Source organism: Nocardia spongicola, from assembly GCF_047200775.1.
Classification (GTDB): domain Bacteria; phylum Actinomycetota; class Actinomycetes; order Mycobacteriales; family Mycobacteriaceae; genus Nocardia.
In genome coordinates this window covers 75932-92465 of sequence record NZ_JBJZOO010000006.1, presented here as the reverse complement: position 1 = coordinate 92465, position 16534 = coordinate 75932, and the positions used below count along the sequence as shown (strand labels likewise).

The 16534-nt window shown below is 65.6% G+C and carries 16 protein-coding genes; 9 read left to right on the top strand and 7 right to left on the bottom strand.

Going from position 1 to position 16534, the window contains the following annotated elements; genetic code table 11:
• Position 1: 1 nt before the first annotated feature.
• Positions 2–577: a sigma-70 family RNA polymerase sigma factor gene (locus ACL02S_RS14290; protein ID WP_412803025.1), complete on the bottom strand. Its 576-nt coding sequence runs from the start codon at positions 575–577 to the stop codon at positions 2–4.
• 450 nt (positions 578–1027) lie between these two features.
• Entirely contained in the window at positions 1028–1321 is a 294-nt protein-coding gene (locus ACL02S_RS14285) for a WhiB family transcriptional regulator (protein ID WP_412802890.1), read from the bottom strand.
• 644 nt (positions 1322–1965) lie between these two features.
• On the opposite strand from ACL02S_RS14285, the gene ACL02S_RS14280 reads away from it, so the two are divergent.
• The 3 genes from ACL02S_RS14280 to ACL02S_RS14270 all read left to right on the top strand — a co-directional run bounded on the left by ACL02S_RS14280 (position 1966) and on the right by ACL02S_RS14270 (position 4637).
• Positions 1966–2850 carry a hypothetical protein gene (locus ACL02S_RS14280; RefSeq protein ID WP_412802889.1) on the top strand — a complete coding sequence of 295 codons (885 nt, stop codon included), beginning with the start codon at positions 1966–1968 and terminating at the stop codon, positions 2848–2850.
• A 133-nt stretch (positions 2851–2983) separates the two neighbouring features.
• Positions 2984–3562, top strand: coding sequence for a sigma-70 family RNA polymerase sigma factor (locus ACL02S_RS14275; protein WP_412802888.1), 579 nt, complete (start codon positions 2984–2986; stop codon positions 3560–3562).
• Positions 3555–4637 (top strand): anti-sigma-D factor RsdA, encoded by a 1083-nt coding sequence (locus tag ACL02S_RS14270; protein WP_412802887.1) that lies wholly within the window; start codon positions 3555–3557, stop codon positions 4635–4637. The genes ACL02S_RS14275 and ACL02S_RS14270 overlap by 8 nt, the downstream gene beginning before the upstream one ends.
• Here ACL02S_RS14270 and ACL02S_RS14265 read toward each other — a convergent pair.
• Together ACL02S_RS14265 and ACL02S_RS14260 are read right to left on the bottom strand one after the other, a co-directional pair.
• Entirely contained in the window at positions 4628–4771 is a 144-nt protein-coding gene (locus tag ACL02S_RS14265; RefSeq protein ID WP_412802886.1) for a hypothetical protein, read from the bottom strand. The two genes, ACL02S_RS14270 and ACL02S_RS14265, sit on opposite strands and share 10 nt — an antisense overlap.
• 92 nt (positions 4772–4863) lie before the next feature.
• Positions 4864–5268, bottom strand: coding sequence for a DUF5319 domain-containing protein (locus ACL02S_RS14260; RefSeq protein WP_412802885.1), 405 nt, complete (start codon positions 5266–5268; stop codon positions 4864–4866).
• A gap of 225 nt (positions 5269–5493) precedes the next feature.
• On the opposite strand from ACL02S_RS14260, the gene guaB reads away from it, so the two are divergent.
• From guaB to guaA, 3 genes are all read left to right on the top strand, one after another.
• Positions 5494–7038, top strand: a complete 1545-nt coding sequence (gene guaB, locus ACL02S_RS14255; RefSeq protein ID WP_412802884.1) for an IMP dehydrogenase — start codon at positions 5494–5496, stop codon at positions 7036–7038.
• Between the two features lie 92 nt (positions 7039–7130).
• Complete coding sequence (locus ACL02S_RS14250; RefSeq protein WP_412802883.1) at positions 7131–8297, top strand: GuaB3 family IMP dehydrogenase-related protein; 1167 nt, start codon at positions 7131–7133, stop codon at positions 8295–8297.
• 352 nt (positions 8298–8649) lie between these two features.
• Positions 8650–10224 carry a glutamine-hydrolyzing GMP synthase gene (gene guaA, locus ACL02S_RS14245; RefSeq protein WP_412802882.1) on the top strand — a complete coding sequence of 525 codons (1575 nt, stop codon included), beginning with the start codon at positions 8650–8652 and terminating at the stop codon, positions 10222–10224.
• Positions 10225–10326: 102 nt separating this feature from the next.
• Here guaA and ACL02S_RS14240 read toward each other — a convergent pair whose 3' ends face one another.
• Both ACL02S_RS14240 and ACL02S_RS14235 read right to left on the bottom strand, forming a co-directional pair.
• Positions 10327–10542, bottom strand: a complete 216-nt coding sequence (locus ACL02S_RS14240) for a hypothetical protein (protein ID WP_412802881.1) — start codon at positions 10540–10542, stop codon at positions 10327–10329.
• Complete coding sequence (locus ACL02S_RS14235; RefSeq protein WP_412802880.1) at positions 10535–12094, bottom strand: PspC domain-containing protein; 1560 nt, start codon at positions 12092–12094, stop codon at positions 10535–10537. The genes ACL02S_RS14240 and ACL02S_RS14235 overlap by 8 nt, the downstream gene beginning before the upstream one ends.
• Positions 12095–12284: 190 nt before the next feature.
• On the opposite strand from ACL02S_RS14235, the gene ACL02S_RS14230 reads away from it, so the two are divergent.
• Together ACL02S_RS14230 and ACL02S_RS14225 are read left to right on the top strand one after the other, a co-directional pair.
• A complete protein-coding gene (locus ACL02S_RS14230; protein WP_412802879.1) occupies positions 12285–13604 on the top strand; it encodes an ATP-binding protein in 1320 nt (439 codons plus the stop codon).
• A 156-nt stretch (positions 13605–13760) separates the two neighbouring features.
• Positions 13761–14396 (top strand): response regulator, encoded by a 636-nt coding sequence (locus ACL02S_RS14225; RefSeq protein WP_412803024.1) that lies wholly within the window; start codon positions 13761–13763, stop codon positions 14394–14396.
• 65 nt (positions 14397–14461) lie between these two features.
• Here ACL02S_RS14225 and ACL02S_RS14220 read toward each other — a convergent pair whose 3' ends face one another.
• Positions 14462–15583, bottom strand: coding sequence for a serine/threonine-protein kinase (locus ACL02S_RS14220; protein ID WP_412802878.1), 1122 nt, complete (start codon positions 15581–15583; stop codon positions 14462–14464).
• A 190-nt stretch (positions 15584–15773) separates the two neighbouring features.
• Between ACL02S_RS14220 and ACL02S_RS14215 the strand changes: the two genes are divergently transcribed.
• A complete protein-coding gene (locus ACL02S_RS14215; RefSeq protein WP_412803023.1) occupies positions 15774–16520 on the top strand; it encodes an alpha/beta fold hydrolase in 747 nt (248 codons plus the stop codon).
• The last annotated feature ends 14 nt before the right edge of the window (positions 16521–16534 follow it).

Sequence of the window (16534 nt, the reverse complement as noted above, 5' to 3'; positions counted from 1 at the left end):
CTCACGTCACCCCCAAACTTTTCTTCAGTCGTGTCAATCCGTCCCGTATCCGGGATTTCACAGTAGGCAACCCTACATCGAGGTAGGCCGCTACTTCGGCATAAGTTCGCCCTCCGTAGTAAGCCAGCGAGATCGCTTCCCGTTGTGTCTGTGTCAGGGTAGCCAGACTCGCCAGGACGGCCTGTTGTTCGAGCCTGCGCTCGACCTCTTCGGTGACCTCATCGAACTCGTTTCCGAGAACCCTTATGCCATAGGTGACTTCACGCTGGGTGTGTGCCTGCTCGGTGCGGACGCGGTCGACGGCGCGGCGGTGCGCCAGGGTCATCAACCAGGTCACCGCTGAGCCCTTCGCCGGATCGAAACTCGCTGCCGTCCGCCAGATCTGCAGGTAGACCTCCTGTGTGGTCTCTTCCGCGTATCCAGGATCGTGCAGGATACGCAGCACCAGACCGAAGACGCGCGCGGACGTCCGGTCGTACAGTTCGGCGAATGCTTCCTGGTCGGCTCGGCCACATCGATGCAAAAGTTCAGCGAGCTCGATGCTTTCGGCTGCGCGTGCCGTCACCGCGGAATCCACTCTGGGTGGGAAGGCTTCTCTGCGGAACGAGTCGCCCTCTGCGGCTGGCGGCCGCGCTGTCACAACGCTCCATTCTGTGTCATCAGTCACCACCGTAGCGGGTTGCTATGACCTCCTTTCGGCGGGGTACCGCGAACTGGCCGCGGCCCCGTCTTCGTGGAAAGCACGGAGAGTGCCTAAAGCGTGGGAGGCGCGAAAAGTGCCGACGGTCCGGAGGTCTGGCGAGCGAGCCTGCCGAGACTGCCCTAAGGCAGCGGACCGGCAGCCGCACGACCTCATCCTTCGCGTCACCGGCAGCCGGTCGATCGAGGCTGATCGATCGACCCGCTGCTGACCTCGGTGTTGAGCCGATTACCGTGTTGTGTGATCGGCTCGCCCGGAGCTTGTCGCGGTGCCCTTTTGTCTGTTAGGCATTCGATGCCCGGTGACGAGCGGATGGGGTGGATTCGTTCAGACGGCCATGCGGCGGCGATTACGCCGAGCGTGCATCTCGCGTTCGGTCTCCGACATGCCACCCCAGATGCCATAAGGTTCGCTGACTTTGAGTGCGTGCGCACGGCATTGCAGGAGCACGGGGCAGGTGCGGCAGATCTCCTTGGCGCGCATTTCACGCGCGGTGCGGGCCCGGCCACGTTCGCCATCGGGGTGGAAGAACACCGCGGAATCCTGCCCGCGGCAGGATCCTCTCATCTGCCAATCCCAGACATCGGCATTGGGGCCAGGTAGGTGGGTCGGCATGGGCATGGTGAACTCCTCGTGGTGCGAGCTCGTCAGCGTTGTCGAGCAGTTGTTCTGCAACAGTTTTGGGCCCTGATGTCGCGCCGGCTGGAGACATCCGGAGGCCCCCGTGGGTCTCCGGGGGTGGGGCCTCCGTGGTCGCTGCGATTTCGCGCGGCGCCGTTCGCGGCGATGAGTTACGTTATGTCCAGTCGCGAAATTACGTCAATAGTTCGATGCGGCAGTTCCTGGAATCTCGTGCCGCCAAATTTAACCTCTGCACTATTTACTTTTCGTATCGTTTTCGGTGATACTAGTTGGTTGACCGGCATCTCGATGTTGGTCCTGCGTCGGAAATTCTGTCGTTTGCGCAGGTAGAAGCGATTTTCTCGATGGAGTCCCGGTATGACACTCCCGGTGTGGGAGTGTGTGGGCGGTCACGGTGCCGCTTACTGTGTTCGGGGGTATGGATCCCAGATGGCTGAAACGGGACGAGCAGGTTAATTACACGAAACGCCTATGAATTCCTGGCATCGGCGCTCGGCAGTTGCCGGAGCTATATTTACCTGATGGAAACACGGACCCAGCGGCGAAAACCGAGAGATTGCCGGTCCGTGGTGCACTGCCTTCCACTCACCCGGTCCGTGTCCGGCGAAGGATAGAGTGCGCCCGTGTCCGCACCAGCTCCGCTCGAAGATCCGCATATCCAGGTTCTCGCCGAAGCCGCCTTCGGCGCCCATCCTGGCCATTCGCTCGCCGAATTGCCACCGGCCTCGGACGCGCTCGGTCGGTGGTACCGCGCGGTGGTCCTCGGCGGCCAGGGGCGCTACGCCGCGGCACGAGTCGAACTGCGAAAGATACGTAACCACAGTACCGATCCCGTACTCCTCTCACTGGCGGGAAGTGTGGAGGGGTCCTTACTGCGTCAGCTCGGCAGTCATGAGCGCGCCGCTGCTTCGGACGGCCGTGCCGCCGCGCTGATCCTTACGGCCGATGCCGTGGATACGGCTGCCGGTGCTGAACAAGTCCACGATGTGCCCACCGATTGCCTTCCCGGCCGTGCCGATGCTGTCTGCGACGCGTTCACCGGGCTGGCCGCCGATGCGCTCGGCACCGGCAGGCTCGCACTGGCCGATCGGCTACTCCGGCGTAGCTCAGCAGTAGCCGAGCAATACCCCGCATGCTGGCGCCGCACGGTCCGCTGGCATTGGGTATCCGCGGAAACCGCCTTGGCGGCCAGTGATTTCGAGGTGGCGAGTAAACATGCGGCGGCCGCGCTGGAGCAGGCCGAGAATGCGCCATCGGTGCGGCATCGGATCAAGTCCCGTTTATTGGTCGCCGCGGCCGCGGCAGGCCGCGGCGACCGGGAGCGATCTCGTGTGTTGGCCGATGAGGTCGCCGAGCAGTGCCGGGAGCAGGGCCTGCTTCCGCTGCAGTGGGCCTGTGCCATGTTGCGGACGGGACTCGGTGCTGAACAGGCGCGGGCGGAGGCGGCCGAGTGCGCCGAACTCATCGCAGGCTTCGGTGGGGTGTTGCGCCCACTGAGCGGGAGGTAGGTCATACCGAGACCACCGCGTTGTCAGGTTCTCGGCAGTGGGTCGCTATTGTTGGATCCGTTCCGCCCCTTCGGTGGAAGCATTGGTCGCTACTGGACCGTGCCACTATGTAACGCCAGGAATGTCTCTGCCGATGACGCACACGGGCGAAGAGCTGGACCTCGCCGTCGCTGCCGCTACGCAGGGTGACAGATCCGCTCTAGCTCAGGTACTGGAGATGATCCGTCCGCTGGTGGTGCGCTATTGCCGCGCGCGGATCGGAGCCGCGGAGCGTGGGCAGCTCTCCGCGGATGATGTTGCGCAGGAGGTTTGCCTGGCTGTGATGACCGCCTTGCCCAGGTATCAAGACCAGGGCAGGCCTTTCATGGCCTTTGTCTACGGGATCGCTTCGCATAAGGTCGCCGACGCTCACCGGAATGCCGCCCGTAACAAGGCTGAGGCGATGGCCGAAGTACCAGATGTCATATCCACCGACCAGGGTCCGGAACAACGAGCTCTCGAATCGGAGACGAGCAGGCAGATGAATCGTCTGCTCGCAACGCTTCCAGCGAAGCATCGGGAGATCTTGATCCTGCGCTTGGTCATGGGTTTGTCAGCGGAAGAAACCGCAGCCGCCGTGGGCAGCACGGCGGGTGCGATACGGGTGGCCCAGCACAGGGCACTCGCGAAACTCAAGTCACAAGTGGCGAGGGCAGGTGAAATGTATGGCTAGGGATGGCGAGCGCGGTCGGGGCGACTGGAAGGCGCGGCTCGGCGCGCGAAGCAGCGGTCCCTACGCCGCCGAGTCTTTCGGGGACCTCGGTCCGGTCGATATCGCCGCAGTACGCCGCGACGATGCGTTGATCGACGCCATCGCGGGCGATGGCCAAGTGCATACCGACAGTGCCGAGGAATACCGGCTCGCGACACTGCTCGCGGATTGGCGGGCGGAGCTGGTCAGCGCTCCGATGCCCGCCGATCCGGACTTGGATGCGATCGTGGCGGCGGTCAACCAGGAAATCGGTGCGCGTCGGGTCAGGACCGGGACACGCAGTGGTGCGCAGCTGCGGTTACTTCGACCGATCGCGGCGACCGCGGCCGCGCTGGCTCTGGTTGTCGGCAGTATGACAGCGTTCTCCTACGGTGCTGAGCCGGGCGATCCGCTGTGGCCGGTCAAGGAGGTCGTGTTCAGTGAGCAGGCCCAGACGACCGTTGTGCAGCGAGCGGACAACGCCCTGAACGAGGCGTCGGCTCTGGTCGAGCAGAACCCGATGCAGGCCAAGTCACGTCTGGAGCGAGCCAAGGAGAACACCGCGCAGGTCAGTGACTCGCAGAAGCGCGGCGAGCTGACGGCCGAGTGGCAGCGTGTGCTCGAAGAGCTGCGCAAGGTATCGCCGGAGCTGGCAGGCCAGCTGGAGCCGACAACATCGGAGGCCACTGATCCGCGCCCGACCCCGGACCGCAGCGTGACGACAACGTCGACTCCGACGACGGACGAGACCGGGCCGACCATACTGCAGCAGCCGGTCGAGGGGTCCGGCACTCCATCACAATCGACGGATACGACCGCGCCGAACAGCGGCACACCGACCACGTCCCCTGCGCCGACCACCGCGCCTACGACCACACAGACACCCGCGAGCACGCAATCGCCGGTGAGCACAGTTCCACCCACGAGCGCCGAGCCGCCGACGAACACGCCTCCGCCAGGGAATCCGACGACACAACCGCCGAGGCCTTCCACCGCCGAACCTTCGATGGATGCCGAGCTTTCCACAGTGCCGCCACGGGGTGGCAGTCAGCCGTAGCTTCCGGCATACCCGATCGTCGGGATGGCGCTCATCCGGTTATCGACCGGAAGACCGGATACCGCGTGCATCCATTGCTGCCCCCGGTTCGCCGTTGCCTGCTTGCTGCTGACCTGTAGATCCCCGACGCGCACAAATCACCCGCCGCAGTGATCATGTGCGTCGAAGATCACAGCGGCGAATCTCGACGGAGAGGGACGGACAGCCGTCTCGGGGTTGAGCGGTCTCAGCCGTCGAATCCATCGCCTTGGAATGCCTCGTTCATCGAGGCATCCGCGTATCCCCGGCAATAGTCCCAGGTGACATATGCCTCCGGGGTGGGGTCGTAGGCAGGCTCATGCGGGCGGACAGTTCCGTCGACCAGTAACTGGAGCAGGTTGGCACGCAACATGTCCCAGTCATGGTAGTGGTCCTGCCTGCAATCTTCGCAGCTGACCACGAGCCCGCGGATACCGCGATGGGCCAGCAACGCCTCGTATACCGCGAGGTCGGCGAGATCCTCCTCGACCGCGAGGCGCTCATGGGGATCCAGCGGTTCACCGGGCTCGATAGCATCGAGCGCGGCGGACGGGTCGGAGGGATCTCCGGCGAACGGATCCGGCGGCAAGCCAGGTGGTAGATGGTCACGCACATCCCCACGGTACGCAGAACAGGGCCATCTGCGCCAGCGCTGCGCCCTGCCAGTTTTGGTGGTGGGCTCACTTCGTCGGCGAGTTAACCGTACAGATACCATTGAGCGAAGCTCCGGCGGACCGACAGCACCATCGCCGAGCGCCGCCATCCATTCCATCAGCCGTCACGGAGCCGGGTTCCTCCGGTCCCGGTCGCTATCGACGTTCAGGAGGGGTCGATCCGAATGAGTAATCCCGTATCGGGCGAACGAATTGCAGTCCGCCCTCCTACGGGCGGCGACGATCCGAACAAGATAGCCATGCTCGGCCTCACCTTCGACGATGTGCTGTTGTTGCCGGCCGCTTCGGATCTGATCCCCAGCTCTGTGGCGACTACCAGCCATCTGACCAGGGAGATCCGCTTGCGTACCCCGTTGGTCAGCTCGGCGATGGACACCGTGACCGAGGCGCGGATGGCTATCGCCATGGCCCGTGCTGGCGGTATGGGTGTGTTGCACCGCAACCTCTCGGCAGCTGATCAAGCTTCCCAAGTGGAGACGGTCAAGCGGTCCGAGGCCGGGATGGTCACCGACCCGGTGACCTGCCGTCCGACCGATACCCTCGCCGAAGTCGACGCGATGTGCGCCCGCTTCCGGATCTCCGGGCTCCCCGTGGTGGATGAGACCGGCGCTCTTGTGGGCATCATCACCAATCGCGATATGCGTTTCGAGGTGGATCAGAATCGGCGCGTCGCCGATGTGATGACCAAGGCTCCGCTGATCACCGCGCAGGAAGGCGTGACCGCCGAAGCCGCGCTCGGTCTGTTGCGTAGACACAAGGTGGAGAAGCTCCCGATCGTGGACGGCAACGGGCGGTTGCGTGGCCTCATCACCGTCAAAGACTTCGTCAAGACCGATCAGTACCCGAACGCTACCAAGGACCGCGACGGTCGGCTGCTGGTCGGCGCCGCGGTCGGAGTCGGCGAGGACGCGTGGTCACGGGCCATGACGCTGGCCGACGCCGGTGTCGACGTCCTCGTGGTGGATACCGCGCATGGTCACCAGGTACAGGTGCTGGAGATGGTGGCCAAGGTCAAGTCCGAGGTCGGTGACCGGATCCAGGTGGTCGGTGGCAATGTGGCGACTCGGGCGGGCGCGGCGGCTCTTGTCGAAGCGGGTGCGGACGCCGTCAAGGTCGGCGTCGGTCCCGGCTCCATCTGCACCACCAGGGTTGTCGCCGGTGTCGGCGCCCCGCAGATCACCGCGATCCTGGAGGCGGTCGCTGTGTGTAAGCCCGCGGGTGTCCCGGTGATAGCCGACGGCGGCATCCAGTTCTCCGGCGATATCGCCAAGGCCATCGCCGCGGGTGCGTCCACCGTGATGCTCGGTTCGGTGCTCGCGGGCACCGCAGAGTCGCCGGGCGAGCTGATCCTGGTCGGCGGTAAGCAGTTCAAGAGCTACCGCGGTATGGGCTCGCTCGGCGCCATGCAGGGGCGCGGTCAGGCCAAATCCTTCTCCAAGGACCGCTATTTCCAGGACGACGTGCTGGCCGAGGACAAGTTGGTGCCAGAGGGCATCGAAGGCCGGGTACCTTTCCGCGGGCCGGTCAACCAGGTCATCCATCAAATGGTCGGCGGGCTGCGTGCCGCCATGGGCTACACCGGTTCGCAGTCGATCGCCGATCTGCAGGAGGCTCAGTTCGTGCAGATCACCGCGGCGGGCCTGAAGGAGAGTCACCCGCACGACATCACCATGACCGTCGAGGCCCCTAACTACACCGGTCGCAGCTAGTCCGGCTACGTTGCAGGCACGGGACGCGAGCCCAGCAGGGGCCGCGAACCCGCAGCGCCTCGGGCGCTGCGAAAACCCTAAGGAGAATTCGCGTGCGCGATATGGTGGAGATCGGCATGGGCCGGACCGCCCGGCGTACCTACGAGCTGGATGATGTCGATATCGTCCCCTCACGCCGGACCCGATCGTCGAAGCAGGTCTCGCTGGCTTGGCAACTGGACGCCTACCGTTTCGAGATCCCGCTCCTCGCGCATCCGACCGATGCGCTGGTATCGCCGGAGTTCGCCATCGAGCTGGGTCGCCTCGGCGGGCTCGGCGTGATCAATGGTGAAGGTCTGTGGGCGCGGCACGCGGATGTCGCCGCGAAGATCGACCAGTTGGCCGAGCTCGCCGACAAGGGCGGCTACGAGCGCGCCATAGCACTGCTGCAGGAATTGCACGCCGCACCCATGCAGCCGGATCTGCTCGCCGCCGCGGTCGCGCAGGTGCGCGCCGCCGGGGTCACGGTGGCGGTGCGGGTCAGCCCGCAGAACGCGCGCGCCCTCACCCCGGCGCTTGTGCAGACGGGTATCGACCTGCTGGTGGTGCACGGCACGATCATCTCCGCCGAGCACGTCAGCGACGGTGAGCCGTTGAACCTCAAAACGTTCATCGCCGAGCTGGATGTGCCCGTGGTCGCGGGCGGGGTGAGCGATCACCGCACCGCGCTGCACCTGATGCGCACCGGAGCGGCCGGCGTGATCGTCGGGTACGGCTCCTATCCCGGTGCGACCACCACCGGCGAAGTGCTCGGTATCGGTGTGCCCATGGCCACCGCGATCGCCGACGCCGCCGCCGCCCGCCGTGACTATCTGGATGAGACCGGTGGCCGCTACGTGCACGTTATCGCGGACGGTGATATCGCCACCTCCGGGCAGCTGGCCAAGGCGATCGCCTGCGGTGCGGATGCCGCCATGCTCGGGGTACCGCTCGCTGTCGCCGCGGATGCGCCGGGGCACGGTTGGTACTGGCCCTCGGCGGCGGCACATCCTTCGGTGCCGCGTGGTTCGCTGTTGCGCGCGGACGATCCGTGGGACCTCAGTGGCGAACCGGATGACGGTGTCGCCGCCCGCCCGAGCCTGGAACGGGTGCTCTACGGTCCGTCCGACGATCCGTTCGGGTCATTGAATCTCGTCGGGGGTCTGCGCCGCTCGATGGCCAAGGCCGGTTACTCGGATTTGAAGGAATTCCAGAAAGTCGGCCTGAGCGTTCGCGCTTGAGCTGTGTCTGATTTGCAGCGCCTGCGGCGCTGCGTGTTCGCGGCCCTTCGGGGCTCACGTCCCAGCAGACGAGACTCGCGCCTACGGCGCCTGCGCTTCGTCCGCTGGGACGCGAGCCGGGCCGCGAACGGCGCTCGTAAGACTCGCGCTGTTGTGGCTGGGGGAGATCGGCGGGCCGGCGCTGCCGGTGTCCTCGTCATGGAATATCGGCATCGATCGCGTGGGCGAAAGGCACGAGCGGAATGACAGCTCGCGTGCCGGGTGGTGTGGGGTGTTTCGGATTGTTGCCAGGCCGGTGGGTGCTCGTTGTGCCGCTGATTCGCTGGTTTCTCTCGCTCACTAAGCTGAGCGGGTGGCACAAACCCAGAGACCTGTCCTCGTCGTCGATTTCGGAGCACAATACGCCCAGCTGATCGCACGGCGGGTCCGTGAGGCGAGTGTGTTCTCCGAGGTGATTCCGCATACCACGACGGTTGAGGAGATCGCAGAGAGAAAGCCGCTCGCGGTGATTCTTTCCGGTGGTCCGGCGAGTGTGTACACCGAGGGCGCGCCGCAGCTGGACCCGCGGTTGTTCGAGCTGGATCTGCCGGTTTTCGGTATCTGCTACGGCTTCCAGGCGATGGCGCGGGCGCTGGGTGGCACAGTCGCGCATACCGGTACCAGGGAGTACGGCCGGACCGAGCTCAATATCGACGGCGGGGTACTGCACGGTGGCCTGCCGACCATTCAGCCGGTGTGGATGAGCCATGGTGACGCGGTCACCGACGCGCCTGCCGGCTTCGAGGTCACCGGAACCACCGCGGGGGCCCCGGTGGCCGCGTTCGAGAACCGTGCCCGCAGGCTGGCCGGTGTGCAATACCATCCCGAGGTGCTGCATTCGCCGCACGGACAGCAGGTGCTGAGTAGATTCCTGCATGAGATCGCTGGTATTCCCCCTACCTGGACCCCGGCCAGTATCGCTGATTCGCTGATCGCCTCGGTGCGGGAGCAGGTCGGTACCGGGCACGCCATCTGTGGTTTGTCCGGTGGGGTGGACAGCGCGGTCGCCGCGGCGTTGCTGCAGCGCGCCATCGGCGACCGGTTGACTTGTGTATTCGTCGATCACGGTTTGTTGCGTGCGGGGGAGCGCGAGCAGGTGCAGCAGGATTTCGTCGCCGCGACCGGCGCCAGACTGGTGACCGTGGACGCGGTGGACAAGTTTCTCGGTGAGCTGAAGGGGGTCACCGATCCCGAGGACAAGCGCAAGATCATCGGGCGGGAGTTCATCCGCGCTTTCGAAGACGCGGTGGGCGAGGCGGTACTGGAGCACCGCGAGGCCGACGGTGTTATGCCGAAGGTCGAGTTCCTGGTGCAGGGCACGCTGTATCCCGATGTCGTCGAGTCCGGCGGCGGTAGCGGCACCGCGAATATCAAGAGCCATCACAATGTCGGCGGTTTGCCGGACGATCTGGAGTTCGAGCTGGTCGAGCCATTGCGGTTGCTGTTCAAAGACGAGGTCCGTGCGGTGGGGCGCGAACTGGGCCTGCCAGAGGAAATCGTTGGACGGCAACCGTTTCCCGGTCCCGGCCTCGCTATCCGGATTGTCGGTGCGGTCACCGCGGACCGGCTGGAAACATTGCGCCGAGCCGATGCCATCGCTCGTGAAGAGCTGACCGCGGCCGGTCTCGATCAGCAGATCTGGCAGTGCCCCGTGGTACTGCTCGCGGACGTCCGCAGCGTCGGTGTGCAGGGTGACGGCCGTACCTACGGGCACCCCATCGTGCTGCGCCCGGTCTCCAGCGAGGACGCGATGACCGCAGACTGGACCCGATTGCCCTATGCGGTGCTCGAGCGCATCTCCACCCGGATCACCAATGAAGTCGCGGAAGTCAATCGCGTAGTCCTCGATGTGACGAGCAAGCCGCCGGGCACTATCGAGTGGGAGTAGGCCCCGATCTCTCGCGGACTGTCGACCGATCAGATGTACGCATAGGCCCGCCCGGCGCCATCCGGCGCCGGGCGGGTTGTTCGTTCGGCATCCAGCCGATGATCACGATCGTTTACGCGGTGAGATCACCAGAGCGATGCCGATGACGATCGCACCGAGCACTATGATCCAGCCGATCGGGAGCATGGTGGCTACCGGCCATGACGCGGGACCGGCGAAGGCCCACACGCTCACCGCGAGGGCCAGTACACCCGCGATGAGCAGCGAACCGGAGAGGCCACGCTTGGTGTTCGGCACCTTGTTGTTGTTCTCAGCCACGCTGCACCTCCGCGCTTCCGACTCGGACATCGACGTTCAGCTCCAGCACCGGAGCACCAGGAGTTCTCGGTCCGGTGAGGCCGTTCTCGCAGAGGGCCTCACCGATATACGCGGTGCACTGCGTCCTGACGGTCAGCTCAGGGGGCAGGAGCACTCTGGCTTCACCCACCCGCACGGTGAGCTCGACGGAGCGGTTCTCGGTGAGTTCGAGGGAACGTAGATCCAGCGTGCCGGAGCCGAGGGTCACCGTGTAGTCCGATGCCAGATCGGTACCGGAAACCGGCACCCAGGTGTGCTCGCCCATCGCGCCACGGTTGAACTCGATCGGGCCGACAGCAGAGGCGAGGAGCACGAATCCGGCGAGCGGGGCGGTGATCACCAGCAGGCCGTAGCCGCGGCGCAGGAAGGCGCCGACTATCAGTCCGAGACCGATCACCGCCAAGGCCGCCGCACCTATCCTGGCAGGTGTCATCCATTCCACACCCGCGATTGCCGCCGCGCCTGCGCCCGCCGCGGCGAGGATGGCCATACCGAGCACTACCGGTGTCAGTCGTGATCGAGGACGTTGTGGTGGTGCGGTGTCGGTATGGACGGGGGTGGGTTCCGGGAGGTCCCAGGCGAGCGGAGCCACACCGAGCGGATCCCAGGACGGTGGGGTCGGGCCGCCGATGATCGCGGTGTGCTCCGCCGAGGGGGGATTCGGTGGCGGAGCGGGTCGGCTGTCAGGGGTCGAGGTATCGGTATCGTCTTTACCGAGCGAGACGGGGCTGCCGGTCGGTGGTGCGTCGATCTGCTCGGTTTCCCGCTGGGTGTTCGCCGCCGCTGTGGTGGCCGCTGTGGGCTGCCCGGTCCCGGGTTCCGCGGGAGCGGTGTTCCCGGTGGTCTGGCTCGCGGCAGGCTTGTTCATCGTCACCTGTTCTGGATCGCCCGGCGTCGCCGCTGCCGGTGGGGCGGGCGTATAGGTATCCGGTAGTCGGGTGTAGGGGCTGTAGCGGGCAGCCGGTGGCATCGGCATACCGCCCGCGGTGCGGGGCGCGCCGGGCGGGAAGGCAGTGCCGGGGTATCCGGTAGTGGTGCTTCCGTTGTCCGGGAGGAACTCACCGACCGCTTCACCTGTGCCTGCCGGTGGCACCGGCGTGCGTAGGTGCAGCATCCACCAGCCCGCCAGCATCAGCGCGAAGCTGATCAGGCCGGATCCGCCGAGCCCGACACCGACCGGACCCATCGTGCTGACCGAGATGGCCAGTGCCACGATCAACACGATGGTCTTGGTCTGCGACTGCGTACTGTGGCCTTTGCCGAGCATGGACTCGGCTGCCGAGACCTGGTCGCCCGCCGCGGTCAGCAGGAGCCAGGCCAGCAGGTAGAGCACGAGGCCCGCGCCGCCGAAGATCGTCGAGACCACGAACGCGACGCGGACGAGCACCGGATCGACCTGGTAGCGCCGTGCGAATCCCGCGGCGACGCCTGCGACCGGAGCCTGCTGAGGCAACCGCACCGGCCGGGTCTGCCAGATCTGCTGGAGCTGATCGCCGAAGCTGGTTCTCGTCATGGTTCCTATGGTGGTCCCGATCCGGGGACGGGCACATCGGGGGGAACCCTGAAAATATCCTGAATGCTTTGTGGACCGATCTGTTGTTCCGGCGAGCATTCGGGGGCCTACCGCACCCCGTGTTCTGCGTGGCCGGCTCAGGGTGATTCCCGATGGCCGGTGGTCTGTCACCCATGCCAATATCGAAGATATGTACCCGTCTGTCCCCGCGTTCGATACCAGAGGGTTCGAAGCTGCTCGCGGATTCGGTTCCGTGCCGGTCACCGAACCGCAGGCGCGGATGGTACGTCGATCGGGTGGCCGGATCATCGGCGGTGTCGCGGGTGGTCTCGCCGATCATCTCGGTGTCGATGTGTTCCAGGTACGGATCGCGTTTGTGCTGTTGTCCGCGTTGGCCGGGGCCGGAACGGTCGCCTACGGGCTGCTGTGGATCTTCATGCCGGGTGGCTCGGACCAGGTGAAGCCTTCCAGGGCGGAGCGGCGGCAGGCGATCGGGCTCGCCATGCTCGGGATCGGACTCTCGGTCGGCGTGTCCCGGGCGTTCAGTGGTACGGCGGCGACGGTGATCGCGCCGGTGATCGTGGTCGCGGTCGGTGCGGCGCTGGTGTGGCGGGAGTACGACGTCGAGGGACCGCGCTCGTTGCTAGGACTGCCCGCACACCCTTCTGTGGCGACCTGGTCGCGTATAGTCGCCGGGGCGACGCTGATCGTGGTCGGTCTCGGTGTGGTGGTATTGGCCAGGATCGATCTGAGTTCGCTCGGGTCCGCGCTGATCGCGGTGGCGGTCACGCTGGTCGGCGCGGGATTGCTGACCGTTCCGCTGTGGCTGCGGATGATGCGAGCGTTGAACGCCGAGCGCGCCGCCCGTATCCGTAATGAGGAACGCGAGGAGATCGCCTCCCATCTGCATGATTCCGTGCTGCAGACACTCGCTCTCATCCAACGCCAAGCCTGCGATTCGCAGGAGGTGGTGCGGCTGGCGCGCAGTCAGGAGCGGGAATTGCGCAAGTGGCTGTTCGAGGATTCCGGTCCGGTTCAGTCCAGTCTGGTCGCGGCGTTGCGCACTATCGCGGGTGAGGTGGAGGATCAGCACGGCGTCAAGGTCGCGCCGGTCACGGTGGGGGATGTGTCGATGGACGCGGCGGGTTCCGGCGCGGGCCTGCCTAGGGAACACTTCACCGCACTACTCGGTGCCAGCAGAGAAGCACTGGTCAATGCCGCGAAGCACGCGGGTGTCCCTGAGATCGATCTGTTCGCCGAGACCGAGGCGCATCAGGTGAGTATTTTCGTCCGGGACCGCGGTACCGGCTTCGATATCGCGTCCGTGCCAGAGGACCGTAGGGGCGTGGCCAAGTCCATCCGCGGTCGCATCGAGCGCCGGGGCGGTCAGGTGGATATCTTGTCGACGCCCGGCCGTGGTACCGAGGTTCGGATCATCATGCCGCGCAGGGACTCCGCTGGTCCAGCGGAGGATGACGTACCAGCCGAGGCCGCTGGTGCGCACCAGTAGCTGCCGACTTTCTTCTCCAGGGCCACCAGCGGAAGGACGAACATCTTATCGGGCAAACGATTCCGCTGCTGCTCGCGGTGGAACGGATGTGCGGTGTGGTACCGATGGAATGTCAGGGTGGCCGGTCCACCGTCGGATGAGGAGAAGTAGGTGACCGTGCGGGTCTTTCTCGTCGATGATCACGCCGTTTTCCGGTCGGGAGTACGTGCGGAATTGCACAGGGCGGGAGATATGGAGGTGGTCGGCGAGGCAGGCGGAGTAGCCGAGGCGGTCGCCGGGATCAACGCAGTACGTCCTGATGTCGTTCTGCTCGATGTGCATATGCCCGACGGTGGCGGGGTCGCGGTGCTTTCCGGTATCGAGTCGGGGCCGGTGTGCTTGGCGCTGAGCGTGTCCGATGCCGCAGAGGATGTGATCGCGGTGATCAGGGCCGGGGCCAGGGGTTATGTGACCAAGACGATTTCGGGAGCCGAACTGGCCGAAGGCATCCGCAGAGTGGCGGGTGGCGACGCGGTGTTCAGTCCGAGACTGGCCGGTTTCGTGCTGGACTCGTTCACCGGGAAGTCACCCGTACCCGAACCGCCCTTGGATCCGGAACTGGACTCGCTGACACCACGGGAACTGGAGGTGCTGCGCCTGCTCGCGCGTGGCTACACCTATCGGGAGATCGCCGAATCCCTTTTCATCTCCGTCAAAACCGTGGAAACCCACGCCTCCAACGTGCTTCGCAAAACCCAGCAGTCCAATCGCAATGCGCTGACCCGCTGGGCCCACCGCCGCCGGATCGATTGATCCGGCCCGCGCGTACCGGGGTAATCCTGCTGTTCGGGCAGCAGTAGTGCGCGGGGCAGCGGAGATCACAAGACAGCGGCGATGATCACGACGATGATGAGCAGGCCGATGAGTAGGCCGATGCCGATGGCGATGGGGGCATTGCCCGGTTGGGTGGTTCTGCCGCGTTTGGTCGTGGTGGCGGTAGCGGCTCCGGAGAAGGTGCGGTGCGGGCGTGGCAGCGGTGCGGAATGGGGGCTGCGCAGGCCCGAGGCCGAATTGCGTGCCGCCCAGGCCGGGATCGTTCCGTCCTCGGTGCGTACGGGCGTGCCGAGGATATACGGACCGGTACCGGGACCGAAAGCGGCCGTGAGGATCTCGTCCCGCGCTTCGGCCATGGTCGGGCGGCGCTGTGGTGCGGGCTCCAGCATGTGCAGCAGCGCCTGAGTGAGTACCCCGCTGCGGCTCGGCGGGATGATCTGTGCCATGGCAGCACGCTGCACGATGACATCGCTGTCGTCGTGGAAACCGAACGGTGGTTGCCCCTCGATCGCGGTGTAGAGGGTGGCGCCGAGCGAGAACACATCGCTGGCCTTGGTCGGTTGCGCGCCGCGCGCCACCTCGGGAGGAAGGTAGGAGGGGGTGCCGGTGATCATCCCGTCCGGCTCCTCGGACACCTCGCCCACACTGCGGGAGATGCCGAAGTCGCTGAGTTTGGCCATGCCGACACCGGGGCCACGGTCGGCGACCAGAATATTGCCCGGTTTGATATCGCGGTGCACGATTCCGGCGGCGTGCGCGGCGGCCAGCGCATCGGCGACCTGTGCTCCGATCTGCGCGACCTCGAGCGGCGGTAGCGTGCCGACCAGCGCGAGTGCCTTCGCGACGCTGCGCGACGGTAGGTGCTCCATCACCAGCCACGGCTCACCGGCCTCCAGTACCACGTCGTACACGGCGATCGCGTGATCGTGCGAGAGTTTCGCGGCGATCCGGCCTTCGTGCATGATCTGGTTACGCACCGCATCGGCTTCTTCCGCGTTGAGGCCTGCTGTGGTGAGGACCTGTTTGATCGCGACGTCCCGGTCGAGCAAGCGGTCGTGTGCCAGCCAGACCGCACCCATGCCACCCCCACCCACCTTCGACTGCAGCCGGTAACGGCCTGCGACGAGGTACTGGGGGCCGACAGTGGGACGAGCGCGTTCGGTCACGGTGCGAGGGTAGCGGAAAATAGGTCTAGCTGGCCTGATTCGTCCCGTGTGCGGCGGGTGGGCTAGGCAGGGAGACTGGTGGATTCCGGCGGTCGAGCGGGCGGTCCGCGCTGCTGTCAGTGGGAGTGATCCGCACTACAGCACGATGGGGGCGACTATAGTGCCGCTACCCTGGGTGGTCGTGGATTTGATGGTGAACCAGGTGGCATTCCCGGATGTGCGGATCGCTTACCGGGATTCCGGAGTGGGCGCGGTCAGCGACGTCCCCGTATTGCTGGTGCACGGTATGGGTGGTGATGGGCATACGTGGAACCGGTTCGCGCGGGTCCTGGTGCGCTCCGGTCGCCGAGTGATCATCCCCGATCTGCGTGGTCACGGTCGTAGCTCGCACACCGATTCTTATCTCTTCGACGATTTCGGCGCCGATCTGTTGCGGCTTTGCGACCGGCTGGAGTTGCCCACGGTCGATCTGGTCGGGCATTCGCTCGGCGGCTATGCGGTGTCGTGCGTCGCGCAGGAGCGTCCTGAGCTGGTGCGCAGGCTGGTCATCGAGGAATGTCCGCTTCCGCTGCGGTCCGGTGCCGAAGAGCTGCGCTTGACGCGCCAATTCCCCACAGTGCCCGAACTCTGGCACGCTACGACCAGTCTGATCCGGCACCCACGCGCGGTACTCGCCTTCGATCGCACCATGACCAAGACCGCGCTGGAGCAGTTCCGCAAACCGAATCCGGAGTGGTGGGATCGGCTCTCCGGTATCACAGCGCCGACCTTGGTGCTGCGCGGCAGTCCCGGTGGCATGGTCGATCCGGAGAAGCTGGCTGTGCTGCAAGCAAGTGTCCGAGACTGCGAGGTGGCGACATTCACGTGTGGCCACAGCATCCATCGCGATCGTTACTGGGAGTTCGCCGCGACTGTTCGGCCGTTCCTGGCCGGCTGAGCGGGGATCGGCAG